Origin of the sequence: Kitasatospora albolonga (genome assembly GCF_039535905.1) — a bacterium.
In the GTDB taxonomy this organism is placed as follows: domain Bacteria; phylum Actinomycetota; class Actinomycetes; order Streptomycetales; family Streptomycetaceae; genus Kitasatospora; species Kitasatospora albolonga.
The window spans coordinates 63,039-81,039 of the sequence record NZ_BAAAYB010000003.1 but is presented as its reverse complement, the minus strand read 5'-3'; the positions used below and the strand labels follow the sequence as shown (position 1 = coordinate 81,039).

Annotated in this window: 18 protein-coding genes; 6 read left to right on the top strand and 12 right to left on the bottom strand. The window is 74.0% G+C overall.

Annotated elements, in window-relative coordinates; translation table 11 throughout:
• The 4 genes from efp to ABD946_RS01030 all read right to left on the bottom strand — a co-directional run.
• Positions 1-478 (bottom strand): elongation factor P (gene efp / locus ABD946_RS01045; RefSeq protein ID WP_345279067.1); only part of this gene is annotated, 478 nt, incomplete at its 3' end.
• Positions 479-548: 70 nt separating this feature from the next.
• Positions 549-1,661: a M24 family metallopeptidase gene (locus ABD946_RS01040; RefSeq protein WP_345279066.1), complete on the bottom strand. Its 1,113-nt coding sequence runs from the start codon at positions 1,659-1,661 to the stop codon at positions 549-551.
• A 238-nt stretch (positions 1,662-1,899) separates the two neighbouring features.
• Positions 1,900-2,919 (bottom strand): LLM class flavin-dependent oxidoreductase, encoded by a 1,020-nt coding sequence (locus ABD946_RS01035; protein ID WP_345279065.1) that lies wholly within the window; start codon positions 2,917-2,919, stop codon positions 1,900-1,902.
• Positions 2,920-3,101: 182 nt separating this feature from the next.
• Positions 3,102-3,965, bottom strand: coding sequence for a winged helix-turn-helix transcriptional regulator (locus tag ABD946_RS01030; RefSeq protein ID WP_345279064.1), 864 nt, complete (start codon positions 3,963-3,965; stop codon positions 3,102-3,104).
• Positions 3,966-4,099: 134 nt separating this feature from the next.
• Between ABD946_RS01030 and ABD946_RS01025 the strand changes: the two genes are divergently transcribed.
• From ABD946_RS01025 to ABD946_RS01005, 5 genes are all read left to right on the top strand, one after another.
• Positions 4,100-5,281 carry an MFS transporter gene (locus ABD946_RS01025; protein WP_345279063.1) on the top strand — a complete coding sequence of 394 codons (1,182 nt, stop codon included), beginning with the start codon at positions 4,100-4,102 and terminating at the stop codon, positions 5,279-5,281.
• Between the two features lie 236 nt (positions 5,282-5,517).
• The gene (locus ABD946_RS01020; protein ID WP_345279062.1) at positions 5,518-6,297 is read left to right on the top strand and encodes a potassium channel family protein; all 780 of its coding nucleotides are present in this window, start codon (positions 5,518-5,520) and stop codon (positions 6,295-6,297) included.
• A 61-nt stretch (positions 6,298-6,358) separates the two neighbouring features.
• A complete protein-coding gene (gene rpmG, locus ABD946_RS01015) occupies positions 6,359-6,523 on the top strand; it encodes a 50S ribosomal protein L33 (RefSeq protein ID WP_345279061.1) in 165 nt (54 codons plus the stop codon).
• 150 nt (positions 6,524-6,673) lie between these two features.
• A complete protein-coding gene (locus ABD946_RS01010; protein ID WP_345279060.1) occupies positions 6,674-7,459 on the top strand; it encodes a hypothetical protein in 786 nt (261 codons plus the stop codon).
• A gap of 141 nt (positions 7,460-7,600) precedes the next feature.
• Positions 7,601-8,611, top strand: coding sequence for a DUF2278 family protein (locus ABD946_RS01005; RefSeq protein ID WP_345279059.1), 1,011 nt, complete (start codon positions 7,601-7,603; stop codon positions 8,609-8,611).
• A 154-nt stretch (positions 8,612-8,765) separates the two neighbouring features.
• Here the strand turns inward: ABD946_RS01005 and ABD946_RS01000 are convergent, their stop codons facing one another.
• Both ABD946_RS01000 and ABD946_RS00995 read right to left on the bottom strand, forming a co-directional pair.
• Positions 8,766-10,430, bottom strand: coding sequence for a peptide-N4-asparagine amidase (locus tag ABD946_RS01000; RefSeq protein WP_345279058.1), 1,665 nt, complete (start codon positions 10,428-10,430; stop codon positions 8,766-8,768).
• Positions 10,431-10,489: 59 nt separating this feature from the next.
• Complete coding sequence (locus tag ABD946_RS00995; protein ID WP_345279056.1) at positions 10,490-11,299, bottom strand: Fpg/Nei family DNA glycosylase; 810 nt, start codon at positions 11,297-11,299, stop codon at positions 10,490-10,492.
• 229 nt (positions 11,300-11,528) lie between these two features.
• Between ABD946_RS00995 and ABD946_RS00990 the strand changes: the two genes are divergently transcribed.
• The gene (locus tag ABD946_RS00990) at positions 11,529-12,890 is read left to right on the top strand and encodes a ParB/Srx family N-terminal domain-containing protein (RefSeq protein ID WP_345279054.1); all 1,362 of its coding nucleotides are present in this window, start codon (positions 11,529-11,531) and stop codon (positions 12,888-12,890) included.
• A gap of 37 nt (positions 12,891-12,927) precedes the next feature.
• On the opposite strand, the gene ABD946_RS00985 is transcribed toward ABD946_RS00990, so the two are convergent.
• From ABD946_RS00985 to ABD946_RS00960, 6 genes are all read right to left on the bottom strand, one after another.
• A complete protein-coding gene (locus ABD946_RS00985; RefSeq protein ID WP_345279052.1) occupies positions 12,928-13,692 on the bottom strand; it encodes an AAA family ATPase in 765 nt (254 codons plus the stop codon).
• A gap of 102 nt (positions 13,693-13,794) precedes the next feature.
• The gene (aroQ, locus tag ABD946_RS00980; protein WP_345279076.1) at positions 13,795-14,235 is read right to left on the bottom strand and encodes a type II 3-dehydroquinate dehydratase; all 441 of its coding nucleotides are present in this window, start codon (positions 14,233-14,235) and stop codon (positions 13,795-13,797) included.
• Positions 14,236-14,249: 14 nt separating this feature from the next.
• Positions 14,250-15,338, bottom strand: a complete 1,089-nt coding sequence (aroB, locus tag ABD946_RS00975; RefSeq protein WP_345279050.1) for a 3-dehydroquinate synthase — start codon at positions 15,336-15,338, stop codon at positions 14,250-14,252.
• On the bottom strand, positions 15,335-15,847 hold the full coding sequence (locus tag ABD946_RS00970) for a shikimate kinase (RefSeq protein ID WP_345279048.1): 513 nt from the start codon (positions 15,845-15,847) through the stop codon (positions 15,335-15,337). The genes aroB and ABD946_RS00970 overlap by 4 nt, the downstream gene beginning before the upstream one ends.
• Positions 15,844-17,028, bottom strand: coding sequence for a chorismate synthase (gene aroC, locus ABD946_RS00965; protein ID WP_345279046.1), 1,185 nt, complete (start codon positions 17,026-17,028; stop codon positions 15,844-15,846). The genes ABD946_RS00970 and aroC overlap by 4 nt, the downstream gene beginning before the upstream one ends.
• Before the next feature lie 135 nt (positions 17,029-17,163).
• The gene (locus ABD946_RS00960; protein WP_345279044.1) at positions 17,164-17,997 is read right to left on the bottom strand and encodes a shikimate dehydrogenase; all 834 of its coding nucleotides are present in this window, start codon (positions 17,995-17,997) and stop codon (positions 17,164-17,166) included.
• Positions 17,998-18,001 lie beyond the last annotated feature (4 nt).

Here is an 18,001-nt window from a genome sequence, read left to right as displayed (position 1 = left end):
TCTCGGTGCCGGTCTCCAGGGTGGCCGGCTTGGTGCCACCGGTGGAGCGGTCGCCCTGGACGCCCGGCTCGGTCTCGGCGATCACGAGCTCGACGGCGGCCGGGAGCTCGACGTACAGCGGGGAGCCGTCGTTCTGCGCGACCAGGGCCTCGAAGCCCTCGAGCAGGTACTTGGCGGCGTCGCCGACCACGGACGGCTCGATGGTGAGCTGGTCGTAGGTGTCCATGTCCATGAACACGAAGTTCTCGCCGTCCTTGTACGAGAACTGCATGGTGCGCTTGTCGACGTTGGCGGTCTCCACCTTGACGCCGGCGTTGAAGGTCTTGTCGACGACCTTGCCGCTGAGGACCTCCTTGAGCTTGGTGCGCACGAAGGCCGGGCCCTTGCCGGGCTTCACGTGCTGGAACTCGACGACGGACCACAGCTTGCCGTCGATGTTGAGGACCATGCCGTTCTTGAGATCGTTCGTGGAAGCCACGGGCGCACTTACTCCTGGATATAGCTGTCAAGGAACCAAGGGATTGCGCGTGCCGCGGCCGCCGGGGCGGCTACAGCGCGAGGAGCTCCTTGGTCGTGATGGTGAGCAGCTCGGGCCCGCCCTCTTCGAGGGGGCGCACCACGAGCGTGTCCTCGATCCGGACTCCGCCCTTTCCGGGGATGTGCACCCCGGGGCCGACGGTGACCGGCACGCGATTGTCCAGTTTACCCATGTCCGCGGGCCCGAGACGCGGCGCCTCCCTGATCTCGAGTCCGATGCCGTGACCGAGCGGGTGCACGGCGTTGCCCGCGTGGCCCGCGGACTGGAGGATCTCGCGGGCGGCCAGGTCCGGTGCGTGCTGCGGGACACCCGGCTGGAGGGCCTCCCGGCCGGCCCGCTGGGCGCGGAAGACCAGGCGGTGCAGGTCGACCTGCCAGGGGGCGGGGGCGGCGCCGATCACGAAGGTGCGGGCGGTGGAGACCCGGTAGCCGCGGTACTGGGCGCCGAGCACCACGGTGAGGAAGTCACCCTCCTCCACCCGGCGGTCGGTGGGCAGGTGGGCCTCCTGGCCGGAGTGGCTGCCGGTGCCGACCGAGACCGGGAAGGCGGCCCGGTCCGCGCCGTGGTCGATCATCCGGCGCTCCAGCTCCATCGCCAGGTGGCGCTCGGTGCGGCCGACCAGGATCGACTCCAGCAGCTCGCCGAGCGCCTGGTCGGCGATCTCGGCGGCGATCCGCAGGTCGGCGATCTCGTGCTCGTCCTTGACCACCCGCTGGCGCTCCACCGCGCGGGCCAGGTCCAGCAGGTTGACCCCCTTGGCCAGCCCGGCCACCGCGCGGTGCCGACTGACCGTCAGGTCGTGCTCCTCCACCGCCAGGTCGCGCACCCCCAGCCGGGCCGCGGCCTCGGCGGCGGCCAGCGCCGTGTCGGTCTCGCCGGGCACCGGCACCCGGGAGAGCTCGGGGTCGTCCGGCACCAGGTGCTCCCCGGTGTCGTCGGGGGGCAGGTCCTCGGGCAGCGCGAGCAGCGCCCTGTCCCGGGTGAGCAGGAGGGTGGCCCCGCAGGGCGCGCAGCCGGTCAGGTACCGGACGTTCGCGGGACGGGTGACCAGCGCCGCGTCGGCGCCGGAGGCGCTGCAGTGCTGCCTGAGCCGTTCCCGCCGAGCCCCGTGTGCGTCAACCATGCCCCGAGCCTAAGAACCCCACGCCCGCCCCGCCCGCCGAACGCACCCGCCCGTGGCCGCCCGGAGGGCGGTCAGGGGCGCGAGGAACTGCGCGAGACGGAAGAACGCGACCCGTGTGCCGGGTACGGACACTCACTTGCACGTGGTTCGCCGTACCCGGCACACGGTCGACGCCTCCCGCAGCGCGCAGTTCCCCGCGCCCCCGGTGTGACCACCACCCCACGCCGGTCGACCGCGGTCACGCCGCCGAACGCCAGCCGAGGGCCGGAGCGAGCCGGGTGGCGATGTCCGTGAGGATCTGGACGTAGTCCTCGTGCTCGAAGCTGAACGGCAGCGCGAAGACCGCTTCGTCGACCGCCTGGAACCCGGCGTGGGCGTACAGCCGTTCGGCGATCTCGGCGGAGGTCCCGACCAGGTCCGGCGCGAACATCATCCGCGACGGCCCCTGCGGGGTGGCGGTGCGCGGGAGCCGGTTCCGCGCGTACTCCAGGTACTTCGCGCGCTGCTCGGGCGTGGCGCTGTCGGTGGGGACGACCACCAGACCCTGGGAGACCCGGGCGCGGGCGCCCTCCGGGTGGTGGCTGCGGAAGGCGTCGATCTGCGAGCGCTGGATGGTGGCGAAGTCCTCCGACTCCTCCGCCCGGACCACGTTGCTGGTCAGCAGGTTCAGCCCCTGCTCGCCCGCCCAGCGGGCCGAGCGCAGGCTCCCGCCGCCGTACCAGAGGCGGTCCGCCAGGCCGGGGGCCACGGGCTGGACCCGGTCGGAGTACACCTCGATGCCTTCGACGCCGCTGAAGTCGGTGGCGGGCTCGCCCTTGACGAAGTCGAGCAGTCGCCGCACCCGCTCGTAGCCGAACTCCTCGACCGCCGCGGTGTCCGGGTACAGCGCGGGGGCGACCTGGTCCCAGTGACCGGGGCGGCCGACGCTGACTCCGGGGTTGAGCCGGCCGCCGGAGAGGAGGTCGACGGTCGCGAGGTCCTCGGCCAGGCGCAGCGGGTTCTCCCAGCCCAGCGGGATGACCGCGGTGCCCAGTTCGATCCGGTGGGTGCGCTGGGTGGCGGCCGCCAGGACGGCGACGGGCGAGGAGATCCCGTACTGGAGGTGCCGGTGGCGCACCCAGGCACCGTCGAAGCCGAGCTGCTCACCGAGTTCGATGATCCGCAGGGTGGACTCGTGGCCCTTGCCGGGATCGGCGGGGTCGAACAGCCCGATGGTCAGGAAGCCCAGCTTGCGCAGGGGCTGGGAGGGCGAGGGCACCGGGGGCCTCCGTTCTCCGCGACGGGCCGGACGCGGTACGGCGCGGGTCGACCGACACGGCCCGGCCGGTCACCGGGCGCCCGGCCACCGTCACACGCGACGGGGGAGACGATCAAGGGTCGGGCCGGAATGGACATCGGGGGCAACACGGCCGTGACGTCCCGGCAGTACGTGGGCCCCGGTCAGCCGGCCGCGACCTCCCGCAGCGCCGTCTCGATGCTCGCCGCGATGTCGGTGACCGGGTACTGGACCTGACGGACCGTCCGGTCGGGGCCGATCACCAGGGTGAGGCGCTTGAGGCGGGTGGTGCCGCCGGCCCGGAGGGTGGGGAGGCGCAGCGCTGCGGCCAGTTCGAGGGCGGCGTCGGAGAGCAGGGGGAAGGCGAGCCCCTCGGCCTCGGCGAAGGCGCGCTGTTCGTCGGTGCGCTGGGTGGAGACGCCGTGCACGGCGGCCCCGGCGGCGGTGAACTCGGCCAGCCGGGCCTGGTAGCCACGGGATTCGAGGGTGCAGCCGGCCGCGCCGGGGACGGCGCCCCAGCCGGGCGGATAGAGCTCGGGGCGGGCGAAGGCCCCGGGGAAGCAGTAGAGGACGGTGAGCCCGGCCACCGGGTCGAGCGGGCCGTCCGCCGTGGGGAGCAGCAGCTCGGGGACCCGGGTGCCGAGCAGCGCGTGGACGCGCTCGGCCTCGCGGGAGTGCTCGTCGGCGGTGGCGGTGTAGCTGCCGTCGCCGAGCAGCCAGGTGTCGCCCCAGTCCTGGAGTGCGACCAGCACCGGCAGCAGCCCGCGCCCGCGCTCGGTGAGGCGGTACTCGTAGCGCGGCGGGCGGCTCTGGTACGGCTCGCGGCTGAGCACCCCGGAGTCCACCAGTAGGGCCAGACGCTCCGTCAGGACCTTCCGGGAGAGCCCGAGCTCGTGCTGGAGGCCGTCGAAGCGGTGCTGGCCGCGCGCGATGTCGCGGACGATCAGCAGCGTCCAGGCGTCGCCGACCACGTCCAGGGACTGGGCGACGGCGCAGTTCTCGTCCCCGGGCCCGCCTCGTCTGGGCACCCGACCTCCTCCGCCGACCACCGATTGCCGTTGACCCTCACCCTCCCATGCTGGCATAGTCCGTTCCCCAAAGGAACTGACTAGCGGGGGCCGATCACGTGCGAGCAGTACCGAGGGCCGTCTGGCTCCTGTCGGTGGGCATCTTCGTCAACACCATGACCGCCTTCACCTTCGTCTACCTCTTCCTCTTCCTGACCGCCGAGCGCGGCATCGGCGTCGCCGAGGCGGGCCTGGTCGCGGGCGTGGGCGGGATCGGGTCGGTGGCGGGAAACTTCACCGGCGGCTGGTTCGGCGACCACTTCGGCCACCGGCGGGTCCTGCTGATCAGCTCGGTGGTCTCCGGCGCGGGGCTGATCGTGCTGCCGGTGCTGCCGGTCGCCGCCCTGTTGCTGGTGCTGCCGCTGTCGATGTACGCCTCCGGCGCGGCCCGGGCGGCCAACGCCACCCTGGTCACCGCCGCCGTCCCGGCCGGGGCGCGGCGGCAGGGCGTCGCGGTGATGCGCTTCGCCGGGAACGCGGGCTTCGCGCTCGGCGCGCCGCTCGGCGGTCTGATCGCGGCTCAGGTCTCGTACGGGTGGCTCTTCCTGGCCGACGGGATCGGCGCGCTGCTGTTCGCCGGGTACGCGGCGCTGGTGCTCACCGCCGACCCGGGCAGGGCCGAGCGGGCCGCCGTCGCCGCCGGGGGCGAGTCACTGTGGAGCGCGCTGCGGGCCCGGCCGGGCCTCCTGGTGCTGCTGCCGGCCGTCGTGGTGATCGACACCGTCTACCGTCAGCAGTACGGCACCCTGCCGGTCTTCCTCCGGGACCACGGCATCGGCAGCGAGGTGTACGGCGCCCTGATGGCGATCAACGGCGGCGTGATCCTCTGCCTGGAACTGCCCGCCACCGTGGCCCTGCGCAAGCGCTCCCCGCTGCGGATCATCGGCGCCGGCCTGGGCCTGGTCGGTCTCGCCTACGGCCTGCTGGCGCTCGGTGCCTCGGTCTGGCTCGCGGTCGCCACCATGGCACTGCTGACCCTAGGCGAGATCCTCTACAAGACCCCCGCCACCGCCTACGTCGCGGACTGCGCCCCGCTCCACCTCCAGGGGCGCTTCCAGAGCCTGTACGCGGGCGCCTCGATCAGCGGCTCCGTACTCGCCCCGGCGATCGGCGGGGCGGTGTACGACGCGGCGCCCGGCCTGCTCTGGCCGCTCTGCGCCGGGGCCGGCCTGCTCGCGGGGGCGGCGGTCCTGCTGGCCGCCTCCCCCGCCCTGCGCTCCCGGCCCCCGCTGCCCGCGCCGGCGGCCGCGGCGGCCGGGGCCCTGGAGCACGCCTGAGCCGCCGTCACGGCGCCCTCGGCGGGCAGGACTTGATCCGGTCGGCGGCCTCCGGAAGGCTCCGGCCGCCCGACCCGGCGAGCGGCTCGGCGGCCGCGCCGGGGCAGGTCAGCCGGAGTTGACGGACCGCGCGTACAGGAACCGTCGGGCGGCGGGGATGTGAGAAGGTCGTGCCGCCCCACCCGTCCGGGGTCCCGGACCGCCACGGGGCCCGCACCGCCCAGGAGGTAGCGCGGATGACCCGCCTCGAGCGCTGGGAGTGCCGCACCCAGCTCCCGCTGATGGTCCTGTCGGTGCTCTTCGCGGTCGCGTACGCCGCGCCGATCCTGCACCCCGAGGGCTCGGTCGCGCTGCTCCACGCGGCCTGGTGGACGGAGTGGGTGGTCTGGGCCGCGCTCACCTGCGACTACCTGGTGCGGTTCTACCTGGCCGAGCAGCGCTGGCGGTTCGTCCGCTCGCAGCCGCTCTCGCTGCTGGCCGTGGTGCTGCCGCTGGCGGGGCCGCTGCGGCTGCTGCGGCTGGTCTCCACCGCGGTGCTGGCCGGGCAGCGGGTGCGGATGGCCGCCCAGGTGCGGCTGACCACCTACGTGGTGGGGGCGGTGATCGGGCTGCTGGTCTTCGGCTCGCTGGCCGTGCTGGACATCGAGCGCTCCTCCCCCACCGCCAACATCAAGACCCTGGACGACGCGCTCTGGTGGTCCTTCACCACCATGACCACGGTCGGGTACGGCGACCACACCCCGACCACCGGGCTGGGCCGGCTGCTGGCGGTCGGGCTGATGCTCTCGGGCATCGCCCTGCTCGGCGTGGTGACGGCGAACATCGCCGCCTGGTTCATCTCGCGCGCCGACGCGGAGGAGCGGATGGACCACGTCAACCACCTGGCGATCCGCGAACTCACCGAGGAGGTCCGGGAGCTGCGCCGCCAGGTGGCCGAGCTGTCCGCCACCGTTCCGGACGGACTGGTCGGCACTCCGTCAGGTACGGGGGAATGGACCGGGGCGGGGCCGCGTTGAGCCGAGGTGAAAACGGTTTCCAGTCGGTGACGGCCGGGAACCCCGAACCCAGGAGGACCGGATGGCCAGCACCGACCTGCGCCCGATCGTGAAGCTGAAGTCCACGGCCGGGACGGGCTACACCTACGTCACCCGGAAGAGCCGGCGCAACGACCCGGACCGCCTGGTCCTGCGCAAGTTCGACCCGGTCGCCCGCGAGCACGTGCTCTTCCGCGAAGAGCGCTGAGCCCCGCCCGGCCCCGGGCGGCCCCTCCGGGGGAACCGTCCGGGGCCGGCCCACGTCCCCGCCTGCGGGGCGGCCGGAGGCTCACCCGTCCCGGTTGCTAGCATCCGGTCCTCGGCGCAGCTCGGCCGGTACGTCGGAGGGGGCAGGGAGATGGCACGTCCGCTGGCCGCGGGGCTGCTGGCAGCATCGGTGGTGTTGACGGCGGTTCAGACCGCGCAGGCCGCCGAAGTGCGCAACGGCAGGATCACCACCACCTTCGGCGGGGTGCCCGCCACCCTGCCGGTCGGCGGGACCTTCGAAGTCACCCTGACCGTCAGCTCGACCTCCCCGCACCGCATCCAGCCCGGCGGCTTCTCGCTCGCCGTCTCCACCAACGCCCGCACCGGCGGTGTCCCCACCGACGGGATCACGGTGGTCTGGCAGGACCCGGCGAACGGGGGCTGGCGCCCCTCCGACCGGGTGGACCCGAGCGGCCGCTGGAGCCTGACCGAGCCGGCCGGCGCCGTCACCGTCCAGCCGCACGGCACCCTGACGGTCAAGGCGAAGGTCACCCTGGCGGGCAAGGCCGCCAAGGGCAGCTACCAGCTCGTCAGCAGCGGCCTCGACGCGCCCGTCCTGATCAGCACCGGCGAGGATCCGGCCACCGGTGGCCTGGAGGGCAAGGAGCAGGCGCTGGCCGTCTTCCAGTACGGCGGCCCCGCCCCGAGCCCCACCCCCAGCCGCTCCGGCCGCGGCACCGCCTCGCCCAAGGCCACCGCCAAGCCCTCCGGCACCGCCTCGCCGAACGCGCAGCCCTCCAGCGAGGAGCCCGCCCCCGTGGCGGCCCCGGCCGCCGCCACCGGGCCGGACCCGTTCTCGCTCTGGCTCGCCGGGCTGCTCACCGTCGCGCTGGCCGCCTTCACCGTGCACTCGATCCTCCGGCGCCGCCGTCGCTGATCCCCGCAGGGGTGAACCGGGCCCGGGCAACGGTTCGGCCACCGACGGGTGAACAGGAGGCCGTTCCCCGGACGCCGCGCGCCGCACTGCGGGATAACGGTGGCCGAACCGGACCGCCGCACCCTCGAAGGACCGTGACCCATGCCGCTCAAGAACTACGGCGTGCTCTCCGCCCGCGCCGTCGCCCGCCGCCGCGAGGGCGCCACCGACACCCCGCACTACCAGATCCACCTGCGCGACACCCACGGCACCGACTACCGGGCCGCCGTCAACGTCCAGTCCCAGCAGGCCCCTTCGGAGCTGCTGTACGCGGTGGTGGACGACTTCCGCCACCCGCTGACCGCGCTGCTCCCGGCCACCGGCACCGGCTGGGCGCCGCTGCCCTCCAAGGCCGGCACCGCCGCGGTGGACTTCATCCGGGGCAACCTCTTCGACCCGGCGAAGCTGCGCACCCTGCCGCCGGACCTGCCGGGCGTGGACAACGACCTGGCCGACCTGCTGGACCACTTCGTGCTGCGCGCGGTCGCCGACCCGGCGGCGGTACTGCACGTCTTCGGCGAGCGCTTCGGCCCAGAGCCCGGCAAGCCGGACAAGGTCTTCGGCTTCGAGCCGGGCAACGGCGTGCACGACGTCCACATGAACCAGGGCAACAGCGGCCGGTTCAAGGGCGACGACGGGGTCTACCAGGACGGCGCGCTGCTGGTCCACCTGCCCGCCGAGGACCGCTGGATCGCGGTCTTCCTGGCCTTCCAGTCGCAGGCCTGGCACACCGACGACGCCACCGGCCACACCCTCCCCGGCACCCCCGGCCGCCCGGACGACCACACCCCGGCCGGCCTGCGGATCGTCTCCGCCCTGGTGAACCCGGTCGGGCCGGACCGGGGCCGGGAGAAGGTCACCGTGCTCAACACCTCCGCCGCCCCGGTCGACCTGACGGGCTGGCAGCTGGCCGACCGCTCCAAGCACCGCCTGTCGCTCCCGGCCCAGCGGCTGGAGCCCGGCGCCAGCCTCGCGGTGAGCGGCGGGGGCGGCTTCGAGCTGGAGAACGGCGGCGGGGTGATCACCCTGCTGGACCCGGCCGGGCTGAAGGTGCACGGCGTCTCGTACACGGCCAAGCAGGCCAAGCAGGAGGGCCGGACGCTCACCTTCTGAGCCGCGGCCCTCCGGGCGAGGCAGGTGCGGGAAGGGCCGAAGGCGCGGGCTCCCCTCCGGCCCCCTCACCACCCCGATCCTCCCGCCCGGAGGGCTCACTCACCCGGCCGTCGTCGCCCGCCCGGAGGGCTGCCCCCGGGCGGGCGACGGTGCGTCAGAGCGGCCAGCCGTCCCGGGTGGTGATCGTCCGGGCGTACGGGCCCTCCGGGCCGGTGGAGCGGTAGCTCTCGACCGCCGTGGCGGTGCGGACCGGGGTGGCACCGTCGCGGCGCTCGGCGGTCGGGGCGTAGGTGTGGTCCACGGTGCGGCGCACCCCGTCGGCGGTCTCGGTGCGGTGCCGGCCCATCACCATCGAGGTGCGCTGGCCGTCCTGGCCGTAGCGGTAGTCCACCGTCAGCGGGACGCCCTCGCTCACCGTCTCCACCCGCTGCGGCCCGCCGCCCCTGCGGTGCGTGGTCCAGGTCTGGTCCAGCCGGTTGGCCAGCTTGAGTGCGGCGCCCTCCTCCCGCAGCTGCTGGGTGGAGCCGAAGACCTGACTGCTGCTCACCTCGGTGCGGACCCGCCCGTGCGAGGTCTGCACCCAGCCTTCGGCCACGTCCTGCCGCCGTGCGGTGACGGTCCAGTCCCCGCTTCCGCCGCCGAGGTCGGTGAGCGCGGTGACCGGCTCGACGGCGGCGGCCACCTGGTGGCGGGTCAGGGCGCCGGTGGTGCGGGCGCTGCCCTCGTCGACCTCGGCGAAGAGGTTGAGCTGGCCGGTCCAGGAGTCGTTGCTCTGCTGCTCGGCCCGGTTGAGGGTGACCGAGAGGGTGTGCGGGCGGCCGTCCAGCAGCAGCCCGACGTACGGGGTGAGGTCCAGCCGGTAGGCGGGCAGCTCGAAGGCGAACAGGCCGGGGGTGGGCCGCCAGAGCAGCGGGTCCCAGCCGCCGGTGTAGATCACGGGGTAGGGCCAGACCGCGCCGGCCACCACGCCGTCCACGGCGAGCCGCAGCTCGCGGAACGGGCCCTGGCCGCAGTACCCGCGGCCGGGGTTGGCGGTGACGAACTCCTGCGGGGCGGAGGCGTAGGCGAACTCCTCGCAGGCCCCGCCGCCGCGCACGTAGAGCTCGGCGGTGAGCGCCTCCAGGTTGGGCGGGAAGCTGTACTCCCGGGCCGTGGAGAGGCGGGAGGCGTCCAGGGCGAACGGGCCGGAGGTGAGCACCCGGTCGGCGGTGCGGGCGGCCGGCCACTTCGGCGAGGCGGTGTAGAAGGTGACCGAGGCGGAGATCACGAAGACCCCGGTGTAGGTCTCGTTGGTGACGTTGGCCAGGTCGAACTCGAACGGCCGGCTGCCCGTCAGCACCGGCGCGTAGCGGGTGAGGTCGCGCTCCAGGCGCCACTCGATGCCGTCCTTGGAGGGCTCGGGGGTGGAGGAGAGCAGCACCTCGACCCCGCCGACCCGGACGGTGAACAGGCGGTCGTACTGCCGCCCGGCCACACTGCCGTGCAGGTCCAGCACCACCATCGACCAGGCGCCGGCGCAGGCGGGCGGCACCGTGAGGGTGCCCGCGTACGGGGTGTCCGGAGGGTTGCCGTACCCCTCGCGGAAGGCCCGCTCGTGCATCACCTCGACGGTGCAGGAGCGGGTGTCCGGGCGGGTCAGCGGCTTGGCCGCGGTCATCGGGTCGTGGTAGTCGCTGCCGAAGTCGGCGTGGGCGGGGGCGCCACCGGCCAGCACGGCGGCCAGGGCCAGCAGGACGGCGCCGATCGCGCGGGCCGCGCGGCGCAGGAGCGAGGGTGCGGGCAAGACGGCCTCCGGATGCCGGTGCTGACGGATCGTCAAGGGCACCGGCATCCTTCCGCTGCTGTACTGAACCTGTCAATCAGCCCGCGGGGCCGCCCTCACGCCCGCTGGCAGCTCGGGCACCAGAAGAGGTTGCGTGCCGCGTGCGCCTCCGTGCGGACCTCGGTGCCGCAGACCAGGCAGGGCATCCCGGCGCGGCGGTAGACGTAGACCTCGCCGCCGTGGTCGTCCACCCGGGGCGGGCGGCCCATCGCCTCGGGGGTGTGTTCGGGGCGGACGGTGTCGATCCGGCCGATCATCGCGCCGTCGGCCATCAGCACCACCAAGTCCGCCCAGACCGCGTCCCACTCCTCCCGGGTGAGGTCCCTGCCCGCCCGGTGCGGGTCGATGCCCAGGCGGAACAGCACCTCGGCGCGGTAGACGTTCCCGACGCCGGCCAGCACCTTCTGGTCCATCAGCAGCGCGGCGACGGTGGTGCGGCTGCGGCTGACGTACCGCCAGGCGTCCTCGGAGGAGGCGCCGGGCCGCAGCGGGTCGGGGCCGAGCCGGGCGTGCACGGCGGCCTTCTCGGCGCCGGTGAGCAGCTCGCAGGTGTTCGGCCCGCGCAGGTCGGAGAAGAGCTCGTCGTTCTCCAGCCGCAGCCGGACCAGGCCGACCGGGGCGGGGGCGGGGGCCGGGCCGAAGGTGAACTCCCCGTACAGGCCGAGGTGGACGTGCAGCCAGCGGTCCTCGGAGAAGCCGAGGAAGAGGTGCTTGCCGTGGGCCTGGGCCTCCGTCAGGACCTGACCGTCGATCAGCCGCGCGCCGTCGGCGAACCGCCCCTGCGGGCTGGAGACGGCGACCGGACGGTGGGCGAAGCCCTTGGCGTGCTCGGTGGCGAGACGGTGGATGATGTGGCCCTCGGGCAAGACGGTCCCCTCCCGGACGGTGACGGCGAGGGCTCCATTCTCTCAGCCCGGACCGACACCCCCGACGGGCCGCCGGCCGCCCCTCCAGGGACTTCCCAGGGGCGCGACGGACAGGGTTCACGCCCCCGCCATCTCCGCACCACCCTGTGGCCACCCGCCGAGGTGCCGTCAGTGGATGGATATGCGCCAGCACCCGTCGCACACCGGCCACCACCGCAGGAGTCGCCCCATGAGCCCCGCCCCCGCCCCGCAGCACCGCACCCGCGCCGTGCTCGCCGCCGCCGCGGCCGGTCTGCTCGCGGTGACCGGCCTGACCGCCGTCGCCTCCCCCGCCGCTGCGGCCCCGAACCCGGCGCTGAAGGCCCAGCCCGGCGACCTGCTGGACGTCACCCTGGACCAGCTGCGCCCGACCCAGCCGGCCGTCGGCTACGACGAGGTCTACTACAAGCTCGGCCGCTACACCTCCGCCAAGGACGAGGCCAACGGCAACCTCAACAAGCGCTTCGACGACTGGTGCGAGACCAACGGCCAGGGCGTGGCCGCCACCGTCCAGCCGGGCGCGAAGATCTCCGACGCCTCCACCTTCACCTGCACCATCGCGGTGGGCCAGGAGACCGAGGAGAGCCGCTCCGAGATGAAGACCGTGGTGGTGGGCCCGGGCGGCGCCCTCTACCTGACGGACGGCCACCACACCCTGACCTCCTTCCTGGAGGCCCCGGACGGCGGGCAGAAGCTGCACATCCGCCTGATCGTCCAGGCCAACTACAGCAAGCTCCCGCAGGCCGAGTTCTGGCAGCAGATGCAGGAGCACAAGTGGGTGCGCCTGCTGGACGAGAACAACCAGGCCGTCACCGTCGCCCAGCTGCCCACCCGCCTCGGGCTGGCCAACTTCCACGACGACCCGTACCGCAGCCTGGTCTACTTCACCCGGGACATCGGCTACGCGGTGCCGGCCGACGCGGCCGAGTACCTGGAGTTCCAGTGGGGCGACTGGCTGCGCGGCCAGGGCATCGGCCTGCCGGGCTCGTACGACGCCACCAACGCGGCCTCCTACCTGAACGCGGTGCGCACCGCCTCGCAGGCGATGACCGCCGTGCCCGGCTCCACCGTGGTCACCCCGGACGGCCGCACCGCCGACCAGCTCGGCCGGATGGCCTCCTGGAACAACGGCAAGAAGCCCACCGGCGGCGAGTTCGGCAAGCTGAGCGCGCCGATCACCGACGCCAAGCCCGGCAAGATCGCCTACGCGCTGGACTTCCGCGCCAAGGTCCCCGCCGGCCCGGCCTGCACCACCACCCTGACCGGCCGTCACAACGGCCCGCTGGTGGTCGGCTCCGGCACCACCTGCCTGACCGGCGCCCAGCAGTTCGGCCCGGTCGTGGTGTACGGCGGCGCCAGCCTGGTGGTGAAGGGCTCGGAGGTCACCGGTCCGGTCCAGGCCGTCGGCGCGGGCACCGTGCAGCTCTGCGGCACTGTGCTGACCGGCCCACTGAGCGTCGTCCACACCAAGGACAAGCTCACCCTGTCGGCCCCCGGCTGCACCCCGAACACCCTGAACGGCCCGGTCCAGCTGGTCGGCAACCCGGCCTGATCCACCGGACGGACCCGGGCCGCCGGCTGACGGCCCGTCAGCGGCCCGGCTGTCCCCCCGCGTGGGCGGACAGCCGGGCCGCCACCACGCGGTCCAGTGCGGCCGCCGTGCCCGCCACGTCCAGCTGGGAGTTGTCGATGATCGGCAGCCCGGTGCTGTACCAACCGGCCATCCGGCCGTGGATCCGGGCCACCTCCTCGTCCGCCAGCCGCCGGTTGCCGCTGCGGCGGGCGTTGCGGGCCAGCACCGAGTCCAGGCCGGGGAGCAGCACCACCGGGATCATGCCCGGGCCGATGTGCCGCTGCCAGCCGCCGAGGCCGACGGCGGGCTGGTCGGGGAAGACCGCGTCGTCGATGATGCAGGAGATGCCGTTGGCCAGGTAGTTGCGGCAGGCGAAGCCGCAGGTGCGGCGGGCCAGCCGGTACTGCGCCTCGGAGGCGTCGTTCCACCCGGACTGCGGGTCGGCGAAGCCTGCCTGCACCCACTCGCGGACGTCGTCCAGCGAGATGTGCGCGGTCGGCGTCGGACGGCGCTCGGCCCAGTACCGGGCCACCGTGGTCTTGCCGGCCCCGGCCGGGCCGATCAGCAGCACCGCCAGGGTCGGCTGCACCGCGAACGGCGGGGGCACGGGGGCGCCGTGCGCCATCGGGAAGTGGCCGGTGTGCGGGGGCGGCGCTACGGGGTACGGCGGCCGGGCCGGCGGCGGGGGCCCGACCGGGTACGGTGGGTGCCCGCCCGCGGGCGCGAAGGAGTGGCCCGGCGGCGGCACGTGGCCCCCCGTACCCCCTGCGTACTGCGTCACTTGCACCTCCCGTCCGGGAGACTACACGGCGCCCTGGTGGCGGGCACAAGCCCGCCACCAGGCAACTGATCGTCCGTCAGGCCGGGCCGGACGCGCCGGGGGTCACTTGGTGACGAGCTGCTCGGCCAGCGCGCGCAGCGCCAGCTCGTAGGAGCCGATGCCGAAGCCGGCCACCGTTCCGGAGGCGACGGCGGCGATCACCGAGTTGTGCCGGAAGGTCTCCCGGGCGTACGGGTTGGAGATGTGCACCTCGATCAGCGGCGCGGTGCGCTGCGCGGCCGCGTCCCGCATCCCGTACGAGTAGTGGGTGAACGCCCCGGGGTTGATCACCACGGGGGTCCGCCCGTCGGCCGCCTCGTGCAGCCACTCGATCATCGCCTGCTCGGAGTTGGTCTCCCGGACCTCGACCTCCAGGCCGAGCTTCTTGCCGAGTGCGGTGCAGCGCTCGACCAGGCCGGCGTAGGAGGTGGCGCCGTAGACGTCCGGCTCCCGGCTGCCCAGGCGGCCGAGGTTGGGGCCGTTGAGCACCAGCACCCTGGTCACCTCGGGCGCCCCGGTCACGAGGACACCTCCGCGTAGGCGGCGACCAGCACCTGCGGATCCGGGCCCTCCAGCACGGAGGTCTTGCCCAGGCCGTCCAGCACGATGAAGCGCAGCAGGTCGCCGCGGGACTTCTTGTCGATCCGCATGGCGTCCAGCAGCTTCGGCCAGGCGTCCGCCCGGTAGCTCAGCGGCAGGCCGACCGAGGCCAGCACCGAGCGGTGCCGGTCGGCCGTCTCGTCGTCCAACCGCCCGGCGAGGCGGGCGAGTTCGGCGGCGAAGACCATGCCGATGGAGATCGCGGCGCCGTGCCGCCACTTGTACCGCTCGTTGCGCTCGATGGCGTGGCCGAGGGTGTGGCCGTAGTTGAGGATCTCCCGCAGGCCCGACTCCTTGAGGTCGCCGGAGACCACGTCGGCCTTGACCTGGATGGCCCGCCGGATCAGCTCCACGGTGTGCGGGCCGGCCGGGGTCTTCGCCCCCTCCGGGTCCGCCTCGATCAGGTCGAGGATGACCGGGTCGGCGATGAAGCCGCACTTGATCACCTCGGCCAGACCGGAGACGTAGTCGTGCTTGGGCACGGTCTCCAGGGTGGCGAGGTCGGCCAGCACGCCCACCGGCGGGTGGAAGGCGCCGACCATGTTCTTGCCCTCGGCGATGTTGATGCCGGTCTTGCCGCCGACCGCCGCGTCCACCATGCCGAGCAGCGTGGTGGGCATCGAGACCCAGCGCACCCCGCGCAGCCAGGTGGCCGCCACGAAGCCGGCCAGGTCGGTGGTGGCGCCGCCGCCGAGGCCGACGATGACGTCGCTGCGGGTGAAGCCGGTCTGGCCGAGCACCGACCAGCAGTACGCGGCCACCTCGGCGCTCTTGGCCTCCTCGGCGTTGGGCACCTGGAGGACGATCGCCTCGTAGCCCTCGGCCGCCAGGTCCTCGCGGATCGCCTCGCCGGTGGCCTCCAGGGCCTCCGGGTGGATGATCGCGACCCGCTTGGCCTTGGTGCCGATCAGCCCGCCCAGCTCGCCCAGCAGCTGGTGCCCGATCAGCACGTCGTACGGGTCGTGCCCGGCGCTGCCGCCGACGTGGATGGTGACGGTGTCACTCATGCCTTCAACTCCAGTGCTTCCAGTACGGCGTCCGCGACCTGCTCGGGGGTGCGGCCCTCGGTGTCCACCACGGCCGTCGCCACCTCCAGGTAGAGGGGACGGCGGGCCTCCATCAGCTCGCGCCAGCGGGCCCGCGGGTTGATCGCCAGCAGCGGCCGGGGCGCGTCCAGGCCGACGCGCTTGACCGCGTCGCCGAGCGCGACCTCCAGGAAGACCACCGGCAGCTCGCGCAGCACCTCGCGGGTGGCCTCGGCCATCACCGCGCCGCCGCCCAGCGAGAGCACCCCGGGGTGCCCGGAGGCGGCGGCCGCGACGGCCGCCACCTCCAGCTCCCGGAAGTGCGGCTCGCCCTCGTCCACGAAGATCTCCGGGATGGGCTTGCCGGCCGTCTCCTCGATGTCCGCGTCGGTGTCCCGGAAGGTGACGCCGAGGCGCTCGGCGAGCAGCCTGCCGACGGTGCTCTTGCCGGCCCCGGGAGGGCCGACCAGCACGACCAGCGGTGCGGTCATCGGACGATCAGGTTGTCGAGGTAGCCCTGCACGTTGCGGCGGGTCTCGGAGACGTTGTCGCCGCCGAACTTCTCGGCCACCGCGTCGGCCAGCACCAGCGCCACCATCGCCTCGGCGACGATGCCGGCCGCCGGGACGGCGCAGACGTCGGAGCGCTGGTGGTGCGCCTTGGCGGGCTCGCCGGTGCGCACGTCCAGGGTCTGCAGGGCACGCGGCACGGTGGCGATCGGCTTCATGGCGGCGCGCACCCGCAGCAGCTCGCCGGTGGAGAGGCCGCCCTCGGTGCCGCCGGAGCGGCCGGAGGTGCGCTTGATCCCCTCGGGGGTCGGGACGATCTCGTCGTGCGCCTTCGAGCCGGGGACGCGGGCCAGGTCGAAGCCGTCGCCGACCTCGACGCCCTTGATCGCCTGAATGCCCATCAGGGCGGCGGCCAGGCGCGCGTCCAGACGGCGGTCCCAGTGCACGTGCGAGCCCAGGCCGACGGGGACGCCGTAGGCCAGCACCTCGACCACGCCGCCCAGGGTGTCGCCGTCCTTGTGGGCCTGGTCGATCTCGGCCACCATCGCCTTGGACGCGTCGGCGTCCAGGCAGCGCACCGGGTCCTCGTCGAGGCGGGCCTCGTCGGAGGGCAGCGGCAGCACGCCGGCCGGGGCCTTGGCGGCGGCCAGCTCGACCACGTGCGAGACGATCTCGATGCCGCAGGTCTCCTTGAGGTAGGAGCGGGCGACGGCGCCGAGCGCGACGCGGGCCGCGGTCTCACGCGCGGAGGCGCGCTCCAGGATCGGGCGGGCCTCCTCGATCGAGTACTTCTGCATGCCGGCCAGGTCGGCGTGGCCGGGGCGCGGGCGGGTCAGCGCCTCGTTCCGGGCCAGGCCCGCGAGGATCTCCGGGTCGACCGGGTCGGCCGACATGACCTGCTCCCACTTGGGCCACTCGGTGTTGCCGACCATGATCGCCACCGGGCTGCCCATGGTCTCGCCGTGCCGGACGCCGCCGAGGAAGGTCACCTCGTCCTGCTCGAACTTCATCCGGGCACCGCGGCCGTAGCCGAGCCGACGGCGGGCCAGCGCGTCGGCGACCATCGCGGTGGTCACCGGCACCCCGGCCGGCAGGCCCTCCAGCGTCGCGACCAGTGCGGGGCCGTGCGACTCCCCCGCCGTCAGCCAGCGCAACGTACCCAACGGAGCTCCTTCGTCAGCGGCCCGCAGGCCAGGCGTTCGTTCCCCTCGATCCTTTCATGCCGGGAAACGGAACGGTCGCACGGTCCGCGTTGCGGACAGGAACGGTCCGAACCTTGTCAGCTCGAACCGACCCCGTCAGACCTCTCCTGCCAGGGCTTTCTCGCCCGCGGCGCGCATCGCGTCGAGCGGGCCGCGCCCGATGCCGGTGAACTGCTCGAACTGGAGCACCGCCTGATGGACCAGCAGGTCCAGGCCGCCGAGCACGGTCGCCCCGCGCGCCTCCACCGCCGCCACCAGGGCCGTCGGCCAGGGGTGGTAGAGCACGTCGAACAGCGCCCCGGGCGCGGCGGGCAGGGCGTCCGCGAAGTGGTCGGTGGCCCCGGCCGGGGTGGTCGAGACGGTCAGCGGCGCGGCCAGCGCGGCCGCCCCGTCCTCCCACGGCGCCGTACGGAGCGTCAGACCGAGCCGCTCGCCGAGCTCCCGCATCTCGGCGGCCCGCTCGGGGCTGCGCACGTGGACCGTCACCTCGCCGGTGCAGACCTGTGCCAGCGCGGCCAGCGCCGAGGAGGCGGTGGCCCCGGCGCCGAGCACCGAGGCGGCCTCCACCCGCTCGATGCCGCGCTCGCGCAGCGCGTTGACCAGGCCCGGGATGTCGGTGTTGTCCCCGCGCAGACGGCCGTCCGCACCGAACACCACGGTGTTCACCGCGTCCACCGAGAGCGCGGCCGCGCTCACCTCGTCCAACAGCGGCATGACCGCCCGCTTCAGCGGCATGGTCAGCGACAGCCCGGCCCATTCGGCCCGGTCGAGCCCCTCGACGAACCCGGCCAGCCCGGCCTCGTCCACCTCGTGCCGCCCGTACCGCCACTCCGTCAGCCCGAGCGCCTCGTACCCGGCCCGGTGCAGCACCGGGGAGAGCGAGTGGGCGATCGGCGAGCCGAGCACGGCGGCCCGGTGCTGCGTGGTCACATCG